This is a genomic window from Escherichia sp. MOD1-EC6842 (assembly GCF_002965705.1).
Lineage (GTDB): Bacteria > Pseudomonadota > Gammaproteobacteria > Enterobacterales > Enterobacteriaceae > Escherichia > Escherichia ruysiae.
Genome location: NZ_PTRF01000001.1, coordinates 180,780 through 195,768, shown reverse-complemented (window position 1 = coordinate 195,768; position 14,989 = coordinate 180,780). Strand labels below are relative to the sequence as shown.

At 52.5% G+C, this 14,989-nt stretch carries 13 protein-coding genes; 2 read left to right on the top strand and 11 right to left on the bottom strand.

Translation table 11 applies throughout. From position 1 onward, the window contains the following. Nucleotides 1-53: 53 nt before the first annotated feature. Nucleotides 54-227: a 50S ribosomal protein L32 gene (rpmF, locus tag A7Z29_RS01035; protein WP_000290727.1), complete on the bottom strand. Its 174-nt coding sequence runs from the start codon at nucleotides 225-227 to the stop codon at nucleotides 54-56. A 51-nt stretch (nucleotides 228-278) separates the two neighbouring features. Then, a complete protein-coding gene (gene yceD / locus A7Z29_RS01030; RefSeq protein WP_001174481.1) occupies nucleotides 279-800 on the bottom strand; it encodes a 23S rRNA accumulation protein YceD in 522 nt (173 codons plus the stop codon). 198 nt (nucleotides 801-998) lie between these two features. On the opposite strand from yceD, the gene yceF reads away from it, so the two are divergent. Beyond that, nucleotides 999-1,583 carry a 7-methyl-GTP pyrophosphatase gene (gene yceF / locus A7Z29_RS01025; RefSeq protein WP_010345602.1) on the top strand — a complete coding sequence of 195 codons (585 nt, stop codon included), beginning with the start codon at nucleotides 999-1,001 and terminating at the stop codon, nucleotides 1,581-1,583. Nucleotides 1,584-1,685: 102 nt separating this feature from the next. On the opposite strand, the gene rluC is transcribed toward yceF, so the two are convergent. Continuing rightward, nucleotides 1,686-2,645: a 23S rRNA pseudouridine(955/2504/2580) synthase RluC gene (gene rluC / locus A7Z29_RS01020; protein ID WP_024165114.1), complete on the bottom strand. Its 960-nt coding sequence runs from the start codon at nucleotides 2,643-2,645 to the stop codon at nucleotides 1,686-1,688. 572 nt (nucleotides 2,646-3,217) lie between these two features. Between rluC and rne the strand changes: the two genes are divergently transcribed. Then, on the top strand, nucleotides 3,218-6,403 hold the full coding sequence (gene rne, locus A7Z29_RS01010) for a ribonuclease E (protein WP_085460620.1): 3,186 nt from the start codon (nucleotides 3,218-3,220) through the stop codon (nucleotides 6,401-6,403). Nucleotides 6,404-6,598: 195 nt separating this feature from the next. On the opposite strand, the gene flgL is transcribed toward rne, so the two are convergent. From flgL to flgE, 8 genes are all read right to left on the bottom strand, one after another. Further along, a complete protein-coding gene (gene flgL, locus A7Z29_RS01005; protein WP_001212795.1) occupies nucleotides 6,599-7,552 on the bottom strand; it encodes a flagellar hook-associated protein FlgL in 954 nt (317 codons plus the stop codon). A gap of 12 nt (nucleotides 7,553-7,564) precedes the next feature. Further along, complete coding sequence (gene flgK, locus A7Z29_RS01000) at nucleotides 7,565-9,208, bottom strand: flagellar hook-associated protein FlgK (protein WP_085460619.1); 1,644 nt, start codon at nucleotides 9,206-9,208, stop codon at nucleotides 7,565-7,567. Nucleotides 9,209-9,273: 65 nt separating this feature from the next. Further along, nucleotides 9,274-10,215 (bottom strand): flagellar assembly peptidoglycan hydrolase FlgJ, encoded by a 942-nt coding sequence (flgJ, locus tag A7Z29_RS00995; RefSeq protein WP_085460618.1) that lies wholly within the window; start codon nucleotides 10,213-10,215, stop codon nucleotides 9,274-9,276. Continuing rightward, nucleotides 10,215-11,312 (bottom strand): flagellar basal body P-ring protein FlgI, encoded by a 1,098-nt coding sequence (gene flgI / locus A7Z29_RS00990; protein WP_032225429.1) that lies wholly within the window; start codon nucleotides 11,310-11,312, stop codon nucleotides 10,215-10,217. Before flgI ends, flgJ begins: the two co-directional genes overlap by 1 nt. Nucleotides 11,313-11,323: 11 nt before the next feature. Then, entirely contained in the window at nucleotides 11,324-12,022 is a 699-nt protein-coding gene (gene flgH, locus A7Z29_RS00985) for a flagellar basal body L-ring protein FlgH (RefSeq protein WP_010345611.1), read from the bottom strand. 51 nt (nucleotides 12,023-12,073) lie between these two features. Beyond that, the gene (gene flgG / locus A7Z29_RS00980; protein WP_000625837.1) at nucleotides 12,074-12,856 is read right to left on the bottom strand and encodes a flagellar basal-body rod protein FlgG; all 783 of its coding nucleotides are present in this window, start codon (nucleotides 12,854-12,856) and stop codon (nucleotides 12,074-12,076) included. Between the two features lie 137 nt (nucleotides 12,857-12,993). Continuing rightward, the gene (flgF, locus tag A7Z29_RS00975; RefSeq protein ID WP_105289688.1) at nucleotides 12,994-13,749 is read right to left on the bottom strand and encodes a flagellar basal-body rod protein FlgF; all 756 of its coding nucleotides are present in this window, start codon (nucleotides 13,747-13,749) and stop codon (nucleotides 12,994-12,996) included. Between the two features lie 19 nt (nucleotides 13,750-13,768). Further along, entirely contained in the window at nucleotides 13,769-14,974 is a 1,206-nt protein-coding gene (gene flgE, locus A7Z29_RS00970; protein WP_105289687.1) for a flagellar hook protein FlgE, read from the bottom strand. Between the last annotated feature and the right edge of the window lie 15 nt (nucleotides 14,975-14,989).

Here is a 14,989-nt window from a genome sequence, read left to right as displayed (position 1 = left end):
TCCCCAGTTGCCTGGGGAAAATCCTCACTAAGCTTCATCACGCAGATGCGTGATTACTTAGCGATGACCTTGCGGCCACGGTAGTAACCGTCGGCAGTGATGTGGTGACGCAGGTGTTTTTCACCAGAAGTTTTGTCTACAGACAGGCTGGTGACTGCGGTCAGCGCGTCATGGGAACGACGCATGCCACGTTTGGAACGGGTTGGTTTATTCTGTTGTACGGCCATGGACCTTACTCCTCAATTACGGTTTATCCCCGATCCAACGGGGAGCACCAATTACTTACGCTTTAAGCTGGCTAATACGGCAAATGGGTTTGGCTTTTGCGCTTCTTCAGGCAGTTCACCAAAGACCATGTCCGCTTCGGACACTTCACAGTGTTCAGAATCATGCACCGGAACTACCGGCAAGGCGAGGATGATTTCATCTTCAACCATTGCAAGCAGATCGATTTCACCGAATTCGTTAACCTCAATCGGTTCATACGCTTCCGGCAGTGCTTCAGCCTGTTCGTCTGAACGCACAGGACTAAAACAGTACGTTGTGTAGACCTGATGAGTAAACGGCTTCCCGCAACGCTGACACTCGAGCGTTACCGTCACCTTCGCATCGCCGTTTAACACTGCGAGACGTTGGTTATCGATAGCGAACGACATGGAGCATTCCACATCACTGTCCACACTGACTACGGATTCGGCGACGCGCTCAACCTGATCAGGAGTATAGATACCCTGGTAATCAAGGCGTTTTTGAGCCGTACGAACCGGATCGAGAGTCAGGGGTAATTTTACCTTTTGCATAGGGCGCGCATATTAACTTTGTAACGTCATAGAGTCAAAGAAAAAGGCAGCCTGTGGTTGCCTTTTGCCAATAATTCGCACACATTGCGGGTTACTGCTTTATTTTCGTTCAGTGCTGATAACGAACATCAACCTGCAAAACGAAGCGCATAGTTTAAAATGGCTATCATCAATACGCTATATCTGATGGAAAAAAATATGTCTAAACTTATTTTAGCCTCCACTTCGCCCTGGCGCCGCGCCCTACTTGAAAAACTACAAATCTCTTTCGAATGTGCCGCCCCGGAGGTCGACGAAACCCCGCATAGCGATGAATCACCGCGCCAGCTGGTGCTCCGGCTGGCGCAAGAAAAAGCGCAATCCTTAGCGTCACGTTATCCCTCTCATTTAATTATTGGTTCAGACCAGGTGTGTGTTCTTGATGGGGAAATCACCGGTAAACCGTTAACGGAAGAAAATGCGCGTCTGCAATTACGCAAAGCCAGCGGCAATATTGTCACCTTCTATACTGGGCTGGCGCTATTTAATTCGGCGAACGGGCATCTGCAAACGGAAGTGGAACCTTTTGACGTTCATTTCCGCCACTTAAGCGAGGCGGAGATTGATAATTACGTGCGTAAGGAGCATCCCCTGCACTGCGCGGGTAGCTTTAAGAGTGAAGGATTTGGCATTACGCTGTTTGAGCGTTTAGAGGGGCGTGACCCTAACACGCTGGTTGGTTTACCGCTAATCGCTCTGTGTCAGATGTTACGTCGGGAAGGGAAAAACCCGCTGATGGGATAGTTGTTTGCGCCGGATGCGGTTACGTCGCATCCGGCAATCGGTGCTGGCGGCCTGATGCAGTATCAGGCCTACCGCCCATTATATCTGGCTTATATGCTTGTATTAACGCGCATTACGCAGTTTCTGCAAACAACGCTTCAGGCCATCATCCATCGGCGCTTCGATACGCATCACCTCACCCGTTCCCGGATGGGTAAACTTCAACGCTGCCGCATGCAGGAACAAACGTCTCAGCCCCGTTCCGGTCTCAGTGAGCTGTTGATCAAACTCACGATCGCCGTAACGATCATCAAAGGCAATCGGATGACCCGCATACTGTGTATGCACACGGATCTGATGAGTACGCCCTGTTACCGGGCTACAACGCACCAGGGTGGCAAATGCATAGCGTTCTTCCACTTTAAAGCGTGTTTCCGACGGTTTGCCTTCCTGACTGACACGCACGATACGTTCGCCGCTTTGCAGAATATTCTTCAGCAGCGGAGCCTGGACACTCTTCACGTGTGACTGCCACTGACCGCGCACCAGCGCCAGATAATCTTTTTGCATCCCTTTTTCACGTAATTGCTCATGCAGAGAACGTAACGCCGAACGTTTTTTCGCTACCAGCAATACACCTGAAGTGTCCCGGTCGAGTCGATGCACCAGTTCAAGGAATCGCGCTTCCGGGCGCAACGCCCTCAGCCCTTCAATAACGCCGAAGCTTAAACCACTGCCGCCATGCACCGCCGTACCTGAGGGTTTATTCAGCACCAGGATATGATCATCTTCATATAAGATGACGTCCGCCAGCGCCGCCACTTTTTGCAGATGCGGCGAAACGGCCTCTTCTTCCCGTTCAGCAACGCGAACCGGCGGAATACGCACTTCATCACCGGCTTCGAGTTTATATTCAGGCTTAATACGTTTTTTGTTCACCCGCACTTCGCCTTTACGCAAAATACGGTAAATCATACTTTTTGGTACGCCTTTCAATTGGGTGCGCAAAAAGTTGTCGATACGTTGCCCCGCTTCATCAGCGGTAATAGCAACGATTTTTACGGATGGAGTCTCTGTTTTCATGGTGGGCGATTCTAAATAGCCAACAGGATTCGCGCCACTCATTTTTCTATGCTTATATTTAGTTCTGCACCTTATTACTTCCCAGTGCAATCACTTAATTGATGGTTATTAAACCAATCGCCAGTAAGAAGTGAAAAAACTGTGAGTAAGTGGGTGATAAATGGTAAAAGTCATCTTGCTATAACAAGGCTTGCAGTGGAATAATGAGAACGTTTCCGTGTCCAACCTTGTTAAAACAAGAAATTTTACGGAATACCCCATTTTGCCCGACCGATCATCAACGCAGCAATGGCGTAAGACGTATTGATCTTTCAGGCAGTTAGCGGGCTGCGGGTTGCAGTCCTTACCGGTAGATGGAAATATTTCTGGAGAGTAATACCCAGTCTGTTTCTCTGATAATTGCGCTGTTTTTCCGCATGAAAAACGGGCAACCGACACTCTGCGCCTCTTTGAGCTGACGATAACCGTGAGGTTGGCGACGCGACTAGACACGAGGCCATCGGTTCACACCCGGAAAGGCGTTACTTTGCCCGCAGCTTAGTCGTCAATGTAAGAATAATGAGTAAGTTACGATGAAAAGAATGTTAATCAACGCAACTCAGCAGGAAGAGTTGCGCGTTGCCCTTGTAGATGGGCAGCGTCTGTATGATCTGGATATCGAAAGTCCAGGGCATGAACAGAAAAAGGCGAACATCTACAAAGGTAAAATCACCCGCATTGAACCGAGTCTGGAAGCTGCTTTTGTTGATTACGGCGCTGAACGTCACGGTTTCCTCCCACTAAAAGAAATTGCCCGCGAATATTTCCCTGCTAATTACAGTGCTCATGGCCGTCCTAACATTAAAGATGTGTTGCGCGAAGGTCAGGAAGTTATTGTTCAGATCGATAAAGAAGAGCGCGGCAACAAAGGTGCGGCATTAACCACTTTTATCAGTCTGGCGGGTAGCTATCTGGTTCTGATGCCGAACAACCCGCGCGCGGGTGGTATTTCTCGCCGTATCGAAGGCGACGACCGTACCGAATTAAAAGAAGCACTGGCGAGCCTTGAACTGCCGGAAGGCATGGGGCTTATCGTGCGCACCGCTGGCGTCGGCAAATCTGCTGAGGCGCTGCAATGGGATTTAAGCTTCCGCCTGAAACACTGGGAAGCCATCAAAAAAGCCGCTGAAAGCCGCCCTGCTCCGTTCCTGATCCATCAGGAGAGCAATGTTATCGTTCGTGCATTCCGCGATTACTTACGCCAGGACATCGGCGAAATCCTTATCGATAATCCGAAAGTACTCGAACTGGCGCGTCAGCATATCGCCGCGTTGGGTCGCCCGGATTTCAGCAGCAAAATCAAACTGTACACGGGTGAAATTCCCCTGTTCAGCCACTACCAGATCGAATCGCAGATCGAGTCCGCCTTCCAGCGTGAAGTCCGTCTGCCGTCTGGTGGCTCCATTGTTATCGACAGCACCGAAGCGTTAACCGCCATCGACATCAACTCCGCGCGTGCAACTCGCGGCGGCGATATCGAAGAAACTGCATTTAACACTAACCTGGAAGCAGCCGATGAGATTGCTCGTCAGCTACGCCTGCGTGACCTCGGCGGTCTGATTGTTATCGACTTCATCGACATGACGCCTGTACGCCATCAGCGCGCGGTGGAAAACCGTCTGCGTGAAGCGGTACGTCAAGATCGTGCGCGTATTCAAATCAGCCATATTTCTCGCTTTGGCCTGCTCGAGATGTCCCGTCAGCGCCTGAGCCCGTCGCTGGGTGAATCCAGCCATCACGTCTGCCCGCGTTGCTCCGGTACTGGCACCGTGCGTGATAATGAATCCCTGTCGCTCTCTATTCTGCGTTTGATTGAAGAAGAAGCCCTGAAAGAGAACACCCAGGAAGTCCACGCCATTGTTCCTGTCCCTATTGCCTCTTACCTGCTGAACGAAAAACGTTCTGCGGTAAATGCAATTGAAACCCGTCAGGACGGCGTGCGCTGTGTGATTGTACCAAACGATCAGATGGAAACCCCGCACTACCACGTACTGCGCGTGCGTAAAGGGGAAGAGACGCCGACCTTAAGCTACATGCTGCCGAAGCTGCATGAAGAAGCAATGGCGCTGCCGTCAGAAGAAGAGTTTGCGGAGCGTAAACGTCCGGAACAACCTGCACTGGCGACTTTTGCCATGCCGGATGTGCCACCAGCTCCAGCCCCGGCAGAACCTGTAACGCCTGCGGCAGCCACAGCGCCTAAAGCCGCGCCGACAACACCTGCTGCTCCTGCACAACCAGGCCTGTTAAGCCGTCTCTTCAGCGCCCTGAAATCGCTGTTCAGCGGTGGTGAAGAAACCAAACCAACCGAGCAACCTGCACCAAAAGCAGAAACGAAACCGGAACGTCAACAGGATCGCCGTAAGCCTCGTCAGAACAATCGCCGTGACCGTAATGAACGCCGCGACACGCGTAGCGAACGTACAGAGGGTAGCGATAATCGCGAAGAAAACCGTCGTAATCGTCGCCAGTCACAGCAGCAAACTGCCGAGACGCGTGAGAGCCGTCAGCAGGCTGATGTAACAGAAAAAGCGCGTACCACCGACGAGCAGCAAACACCGCGTCGTGAGCGTAGTCGTCGCCGCAACGATGATAAACGTCAGGTACAACAAGAAGCGAAGGCACTGAATGTTGAGGAGCAATCTGTTCAGGAAACTGAACAGGAGGAGCGTGTACGTCCGGTTCAACCGCGTCGTAAACAGCGCCAGCTAAATCAAAAAGTGCGTTACGAGCAAAGCGTTGCGGAAGAAGTGGTAGCCGCTCCGGTGGTTGAAGAAACCGTCGCCGCCGAACCTGTTATGCAGGAAGCGTCTGCCCAACGTACTGAACTGGTGAAAGTACCATTGCCAGTCGTTGCACAAACTGCGCCGGAACAACAAGAAGAGAACAATGTCGATAACCGTGACAACGGCGGTATGCCGCGCCGTTCTCGTCGCTCGCCTCGCCATCTGCGCGTGAGTGGTCAGCGTCGTCGTCGCTATCGTGACGAGCGTTATCCGGTTCAGTCACCAATGCCGTTAACCGTAGCGTGTGCGTCTCCGGAACTGGCCTCTGGCAAAGTCTGGATCCGCTATCCGGTTGTACGTCCGCAAGATGTACAGGTTGAAGAGCAACGCGAACAGGAAGAAGTACAGATGCAGCCGATGGTGACTGAAGTCCCTGTCGCCGCCGCTGTCGAACCTGTCGTTGCCGCGCCGGTTATTGAAGAAGTGACCGAAACTATAGAAGCACCGGTTCCGGTTGCACAAGCGCAACCGGAAGTGGTTGAAACGACGCATCCTGAAGTGATTGCCGCAGCGGTAACTGAACAGCCACAGGTGATTGCCGAGGCTGATGTTGCTGTAGCGCAGGACGTTGCAGAACACGCGGAACCGGTAGTTGAACCGCAGGAAGAGACGGCAGATATTGAAGAAGTTGCCGAAACTGCCGAGGTTGTAGTTGCCGAACCTGAAGTTGTCGCTCAACCTGCCGCACCTGTGGTCGCTGAAGTCGCAGCAGAAGTTGAAACGGTAGCCGCTGTTGAACCTGAGATTACCGTTGAGCATAACCACGCTACCGCACCGATGACACGCGCTCCGGCACCGGAATATGTTCCGGAAGCACCGCGTCACAGTGACTGGCAGCGCCCTACTTTTGCCTTCGAAGGTAAAGGTGCCGCAGGTGGTCATACGGCAACGCATCATGCCTCTGCCGCTCCTGCGCGTCCGCAACCTGTTGAGTAATCATTAGCTCAAAGTAATCAAGCCCTGGCAACCGCCGGGGCTTTTTATTTCATCTTTGAATCAACATATTCAAATTCATCAAATGGCATTCTTGCTAGCCAACTACTCAAATCAGGCAAAAAAAATGCCCGCCCCGGCGATCCCAGAGCAGGCAGACAAAACATACCCAGTTTCATGATATGTTTGAAAAAGTGCTTATTTGTTGAGCTGGAAAAGCGATAACCCCTGCATATCAGTAAACGCTTTGTACGACGCCTGCAATGCTGTTTGCTGCATGATGTAAGACGAAATAGTCGCGTTCCAGTCCACATCAACCAAATCACTCATCTGCTGCGTTTGGCCTAAAGCGCGATCGCTACCTAAAGAATCCAGCGACTCCAGCTCGTTCAGCTGCGTACCTAATTCCGCGCGTACGGTGAGCACATTATTCAGCGAGTTTTTCAGGCCACGGTTGGTTTTATCTAACGCCGCAGCGGAGGTTTCTTGATCCGCTTCACTATCCGCAACCGGTGTTTTAAGCGCAGCGATGGCGCTATCCAGCATGGCAAAAAGATTGGTTTCAGAATCGCTACCGTCTGGTTCCGCTACTGCATTACTGGTAATGCTATTAAAAATTTTGTCGCCGGTATGCCCTATCACCATCGAACGCGAAGCATCGACCTGTTGCTTAATACTTTCTGTTCCGCCGACATATTTACCTTTCTCTTCGCTAAACGGCGCGGTTTCTGTTTTATAACCCGCAAAAATGTAGCGCCCGTTACCGTCAGTGGTATTCGCCAGATTCAACAACTGGTCACGGAGCCCCTGAATATCCGTTGCCAGCGATGCCCGGTCATCGTCACTCAAGGTGCCGTTGCTGGCATAGACAATTTTCTCCTGAGCATTCTGGATAGCAGTGGTCACCTGGCTAAGCACACTCTCTTCCAGTGACACTTTTTGAGTCGCGAAAGTACGCGCCAGCGTGTACTGGCTGTTTTGCGCCTGCGCTTGTGAGAGCACTACGGCTTGTGATGCAGCAATGGGATCATCTGAAGGGTTAACGACTCGCTTACCCGTCGACATCTGTTCGCCGTACTTCATCCATTCCGCCTGAGAACTGGTGATACCGCGCATGTTCTGCTGGTACATCATTTGAGTACTGAAACGCATTTTTTCTCTCCCTTAGCGAATGTTAATCAGCGCATCAAAAATGGCGTTCGCCGTCTGCAAAACCTGCGCATTCGCCAGGTAATACTGCTGAAAGCGTTGCAGGTTGCCGTACTCTTCGTCGAGGTTGACGCCGGAAATAGATTGCTGCTGATTAGAAAGTTGCGTTACCACATTACCTTGCGTGGTACTGCTGGTTTTCAACGTAGCGGTTTTATTACCGATGTCGCTGACCAACGAGGCATAGGCGTCGTTAAAGGATTTCGCCCCGCCCACCGTTTTACCGTTGCTTTGCAAATCCAGCAGCGCCTGACCATTGCGGTTGTCGCTCTCACCAGCCGTTTTATCACTCGCCATGGCGATTTCCGCTTCGTCGGTGATTAAAACGTCCATATTGACGATGGCATCGCTTACCGGTTTCAGCGTAAAGCTGTCGTTAGCGACTGGTGTGCCAGTAAACGTCAACTCCAGACCATCAAACGTGACTTTACCGTCAGCATCCGGCGTCACCGGAAAAGTGGTATTGCTGGCAAGGCGGGTGACCTGCCACTGATCGTTGCTAAAGGAGATTTTGTAATCTGTCGCCAGCACGGCAGAGCCATCGGTCACTGTGGCGCTAATCGCGCTGTTACCCTGGTTTTTAGTATTCTCCAGTACAGCCGGCTTACCGATGGCAAAGAAATCCTGCCCTTCCTTACCATTGGCATCAAATCCCTTGTTATGTTGGGTATTGAAAGCCTCGGCAAATGCCAGCGCCAGTTGCCCGAGCGTATTGCGCGTCTGGTCAAGATCCTGAGAACGGAATGTCAGAATGCCGCCCAGCGACCCGGTATTCAGCAACTTCTCCGGGATCTCAATATTGCCTGCTGTCCCATCAACATAAGCGACAGTGGTACGAGAAGGATCGGCGCTGGACGGTACTGCCGCCAGCTGGCGCGCCGTACTACCTTGTACCAGCGAGTAACCATTGGCCATCGTGATGTTATAAGTGCCGCCATCCTGAACGCTGACTTCTACACCAACAATCTGGTTTAATTCACTCACCAGTTGATCGCGTTGATCCAGGAGATTGTTGGGTGACGCCCCTGCCCCCACACCTGTCAGGCGTGAAATTTGATCGTTAAGGCTGGCGATTTGTTTAGCGAAATTGTTGATCTGGTCAACGCTGGCACCTATCGCAATATTGACCTGTTTATCCTGGTCGCGCAGATACTGATCGGTGGTTTTAAACTGATTCACCAGCCCTTCTGATTTACCAATCAGCGCCTGACGTGCTGCTGGATCTTCCGCGTTGCTGACCAGCGTTTGCAGACTGGTGAAGAAGTCCTGCATCTGTGTTGCCAGCGACGTGGTGCTGCCAGAGAGCATATTGTCGATTTTCGACATCTGCTCATAGCGGGAAGTCAGGCCGCTACTCTGGGTCTGCGCCGCACGTAACTGGTTGGTAATAAAGGCGTCGTACTCACGCTGTACGCCGGAAACGTAGACGCCATTGCCAACCCAGCCGCCTGCCCCCAGAGTGCTATTGGCCTGCGCCATAATGGTCGTTTGACGAGTATATCCGGCAACGTTATAGCTGGAAATATTATTACTCGCCGTATTTAACGCCGCCTGAGCCGCGTTAAGTCCGCTCATGGCGTTATTGATCAAGCTGGACATGGAGGTTCCTTATAAGCTTTCAATTACAGAGCATTATCGGCAGCGACCCGCCGGACTTGAGTTGTTCAGAACAGATTATCGATACTGATGTTGTAGGTCTTACTCACCTTGTCGCTTACCGATTTCATCTGTTGAATCATATTGGTGAGTTTGCGGGCATAATGAGGATCGGTAGCATAGCCCGCGTCCTGTAATGCCTGCGCGCCCTGCTCGGCGCTTGTGGCGGTCGTCACGGCAGCGTAACGCGGATTACGCGTTAACAGTCCTACATAATCCGACAATGCTTCAAGATAAGAGCTGTAGACCCGAAACTTCGCCTTCACTTTCCTCGCTTCGCCGTTTTCATATTCGGTAGTGGTAATTTCAGTCACCGCCCCTTTCCAGTTGGCAGAGGCTTTGACGCCAAACAGGTTATAGCTTGGTTCACCATTTTCACGACGAATTTGCCGTTGACCCCAGCCTGATTCCAGCGCGGCCTGGGCGAGGATCAGATGATGTGGCACACCGCTTTGCTGGCTTGCCAGTTGGGCGGGCAATGAGAGTTGGGCGAGGAATGCTTTACTGTCACCTGGCAGCGAATCATCGTAGTTACGTGGCACGGCTTTTTGCACAAGCTGCGTGAGTGTCTGATTTTGATAACGCACCACGGTTTCGAGCGGGAATTTCATCGGTGCCGTTGGCGTCGCTTCATCTGGCAGTGGTTGTTCTGGCGTCATCTGTTTTACCATCATCTCCGCCAGTCCCAGACCTTTGCCCGCCGTCATCTGTTGGGCAATCTGCTGGTCATACATACTGGTGTAGAGGCGAGTGTGCTCACTACTGAACAGGCCATCTTTCGGTAGGGCTTCACGCATACTTTTCAGCATCATCTGCACGAACATCCCTTCCACCTGGCGGGCAACCGGACGAATATTTGCCGCCGGATCTTCGCCCGCTTTCGCTTTCAGATCGTTAAGCGATTGCGCATCCCAGGCGGCACTTGCCAGTAGTTTGCTGTCGCTAATCATCAGATGATTTCCAGTTTTGCCCGCAGACATCCCGCGCTTTGCATTGATTGCAGTATGGACATCAGATCCATCGGCGTAGCGCCCAGCGCATTGAGCGCGCGCACCACGTTATTGAGGCTGGCACTAGAACGTACGCTTTGCAGCGAACCGCCGCTCTGGCGTAAGTCGATCTGGGTTTGTGGCGTGACAACGGTCTGCCCGCCACCAAACGGTGTGTCTGGTTGGCTCACGTTAACCTGACGATTTACCGTAACCGAGAGATTCCCCTGTGCTACCGCGCAACTGTCCAGCGTCACTTCACGGTTCATCACCACTGAACCAGTACGCGAGTTAATAATCACTTTGGCGTCCTGCGGGGTGACATTAACCTGCATATTCTGGATATCAGCAAGGAAACGCACCTGGGAACTGTTGCCACTCGGCACGCGTACCTGAATAGTCCGCGCATCTAACGCCGTCGCGTTACCGTATCCACGTGTGCGGTTGATGGTATCGGCAATTTCCTGCGCCATGGTGAAATCTTCCTCATTTAGCTGCAAATTGAGGGTATTGCCAGCGCCAAACTGGCTGGGCAATTCGCGCTCAATAATCGCACCATTAGTGATCCGTCCGCCGTTCAGTTGGTTAACCTGGACACTGCTGCCTCCCGCCGATGCGCCCGCACCGCCAACCAGAATGTTGCCCTGCGCCAGCGCATACACCTGGCTATCAACGCCCTTAAGCGGTGTCATCAACAACGTGCCGCCACGCAGACTTTTGGCGTTCCCCATAGAAGAAACCACCACGTCGATGGTTTGCCCCTGGCGACCAAATGGCGGAAGCGACGCCGTCACCATTACCGCAGCCACGTTTTTGAGTTGCATATTGGTGCCAGTCGGAACGGTAATTCCCAACTGCGAGAGCATGTTATTAAGCGTTTGAGTGGTAAACGGCGTCTGGGTCGTCTGGTCGCCTGTACCATCCAGGCCAACGACCAGCCCATAACCGATCAGCGAGTTTTGCCGTACGCCCTGAACGCTGGTGAGATCGCGAATACGGTCGGCCTGCGCCACCGTCGCAACCAGCAAAAGAATGAACGCAGAGAGAAATTTAATCACTACAGCCTCACTTACATTGGCGACAGGTTAAGGAAGAAACGCTGTAACCAGCCCATATTTTGCGCTTCGTTAATGTAACCGTTACCCACGTACTCAATACGTGCATCCGCCACCTGAGTAGACGGTACGGTATTGCTGCCACTGATGGTGCGTGGATTGACCACGCCGGAGAAGCGAATAAATTCAGTGCCCTGATTAATGGCGATCTGTTTTTCACCCACCACATGCAGGTTACCGTTGACCAGCACCTGATCGACCGTCACTGTTAATGTGCCGCTAAAGGTATTGCTGGCATTAGCACCGCCTTTACCGTTGAAACTATTGCCACCAGAGGCATCGACATCGGCGCGGGCGTTACCAAACAGCCCCTGCAAATAGCGCGGCACAGTATCAAAGCCAAAATTAGTTTTACCGTCACGGCTGGCATTCGCAGAGGAACTCTTGCTGGCGCTGACGTTCTCCTGCAACACAATGGTCAGCGTGTCACCAATATTGCGCGGTCGGCGATCTTCAAACAGCGGTTGATAGCCATAGTTAATCGGCTGGGCAGACTGAAAAATTGAACCGTTGGCAACGGGCGTCGGGCCGGGAACCGGCTGTGCACTGGTCGCCCCCTGCACCAGCGGCGTGGAGGGTATCCAGGCACAGCCGGATAGTGAAAGCACCAACAAGCTGGAAATGGCGTAAGTATGCACAGCGTTTTTTTGCATGGCTATCATCTTCAAAATCAGTAAACCGGTGAGAGTCCCCACCGGTATGCCTTAGAGTTGCGTCAGTTTTTGCAGCATTTGATCGGTAGTGGATACCGCTTTACTGTTGATTTCGTAGGCGCGCTGTACCTGGATCATGTTGACCAGTTCTTCCGCCACGTTGACGTTAGATGTTTCAACATACCCTTGATACAACAGTCCTGCACCGTTCAGGCCCGGCGTGCTTTCATTCGGTGCACCGGAGGATTGCGTTTCGGTGTAGAGGTTTTCACCAATACTCTCCAGCCCGGTGTCGTTCATAAAGGTAGTGAGATTGAGTTGTCCAACCTGAACCGGCGCCGCCTGACCTTGCTGGGTAACGCTTACCACGCCATCACGACCAATGGTGATACTTAACGCATTCGCCGGAATGGTGATTGCTGGCTGCACCTGAAAGCCACCGGCCGTCACCAGTTGCCCGTTCTGATCCACCTGGAAAGAGCCGTCACGGGTATAGGCTGATGAGCCATCCGGTAACATGACCTGGAAAAAACCCTGCCCTTTGATGGCAACATCTTTGCTGTTATTGGTTTGCGACAGATTGCCCTGACTGTGTAAACGTTCAGTGGCGACCGGACGCACACCGGTGCCAATTTGCAACCCGGATGGCAAGGTGGTTTGTTCGGAAGACTGTGCGCCAGGCTGGCGAATGGTTTGATAAAGCAGATCTTCAAACACCGCCCGCTGGCGCTTAAAACCGTTGGTGCTGACGTTTGCCAGGTTGTTGGCAATAACGTCCATATTGGTTTGCTGGGCGTCGAGACCCGTTTTGGCGATCCATAATGAACTGATCATAAAATATCCTTTGGTGGATTGCTGACAAGCAGAGCAAAAGCACGCGGCGGTGCGAATTTCCCCTCACCCTAACCCTCTCCCCAAAGGGGCGAGGGGATAGTCCGCGCGCTTTTATTGCAATGTCATCAATCGTTTAATTAACTCATCGACAGCAGTTGGTTGGCACGGCCTGCGTTATCATCGACGCTGCTGATCACCTTCATCTGCATTTCAAAACGCCGCGCGCTGGCAATCATGTCGCTCATTGCCGAAACGGCATTGACGTTACTGCCTTCCAGAACGCCCGACATCACACGCAACGTCGGGTCAGCCTGCAGCACCGTGCCACGCGTTGCCTGGCTTTCCGCATTTAAACGAAAAATACCGTCATCACCACGCTGTACTTCACTGCCCGTGGCTTTCACCAGTTTCAGACGCCCCACTGGCGCGACGGTATTTGCCGGATCGCCGGGATTCCGCGCCGAAATCGTGCCATCGGCGGCAATCGTGATTTCTGCCCCTTCCGGTACAGCAATCGGTCCCGCCTCGCCAATCACCGGATGCCCCTGAATCGTCAGTTGCCCGGTGGGATCAACCTGGATGCTGCCGTTACGCGTATACCCTTCGCTACCGTCAATAGTCTGCACGGCCAGCCAGCCGTCCTGCTGTAATGCGACGTCCAGCGGGCGCGAGGTGTAATCCATCTTGCCGGGAGTCATGTCTGCACCCGGCGTTGACGCCGTTACCAGCGTGCGCGTGGGCAGAGAAAGCCCTTCCACCGGCACCGCACGTAAGGCGTTTAACTGCGCGCGAAAACCCGGTGTCGAGACATTTGCCAGATTACTGGCGGTCACCGCCTGCTGATTCAGCGTCTGGCTGGCGGCGCCCATTGCGGTATAGATTGCGTGATCCATTGAGCTATTCCGTCAGCAATTAGCGTAAGTTAACCAGCGTGTTAAGGATCTGATCCTGGGTTTTGATGGTCTGAGCATTGGACTGATAGTTACGCTGGGCGACAATCATATTGACCAGTTCTTTGCTGAGATCGACGTTGGACGCTTCCAGCGCGCCGTTGGTCAGACTGCCAAAATTACCCGTTCCGGCAGTCCCCAGCAGCGCCACGCCAGAAGATTGCGTCGCAGACCAGACGTTATCGCCTTCGGAAGCCAGCCCTTCGTTGTTAGCGAAGTTTGCCAGCACAATCTGCCCCAGCAACTGGGTTTGTTCGTTGGAATAGTTACCGACTACCGTGCCGTCATCGTTGATTTGATAGCTCACCAAATCGCCAGGTTTGTAGCCATCCTGCGTGGTTGCCACAATGTTGTTTGCGCCGGTGTTTTGCTGCATAGAATTGAGGAAACTTAACGAGAATAAGGCAGGATCTGCGCCATTGATTGCGCCGGTGGTAATGTTCGCTGTCCCCCCCGAAGTCAATATGCCATTGGCATTAAACGCTAGCGTCGTTGCGTGGTTCGCTGTGCCTGTTGGATCACTGCTGTCCTGGGTGTAAACATCCCAGTTATTATCCCCGGTCTTCACAAAGTAGACGCTCATGTCATGAGCATTCCCCTGACTATCGAAAACAGTCACCGAGCCTTTTTTGTTATAGCTATCCGCATTACTGGCATCAAAGGTAGTCACCGACGGAAGCGGATCACTGGAGTTCAGGTTGATCTGCATCGACGCCGTGGTGGTTGTTTTTGCCGCCATCAAGGTATTTGGAATCGAAATATTGGTCGGATTCGCCCCTTGCTGAATGGTCGGCGGCGTGCCGGTTGCCGGATAACCTGTCAACTGTAAACCTTGCATATTCACCAGGTTGCGGTTTTCATCGAGTTTGAATTGCCCGTTACGGCTATAAAACACCGAGCCGTTGCTGTCTACCAGGCGAAAAAAACCGTTCTGGCTGATAGCAACGTCAAGACCACGTCCGGTATTGGTGGTCGTGCCATCGGTAAAATCCTGGGTGATGCCAGCAACTTTTACTCCCAGTCCCACTTTAGAACCCGCGAACATATCAGCAAATGAAGCCGTGCCGGATTTAAAGCCATAGGTGGCGGAGTTGGCGATATTGTTGCCAATGACATCGAGGTTGGTGGCGGCAGCGTTTAATCCGCTTACCGCTTGAGAAAAGGCCATGACTGACTCCTGAAA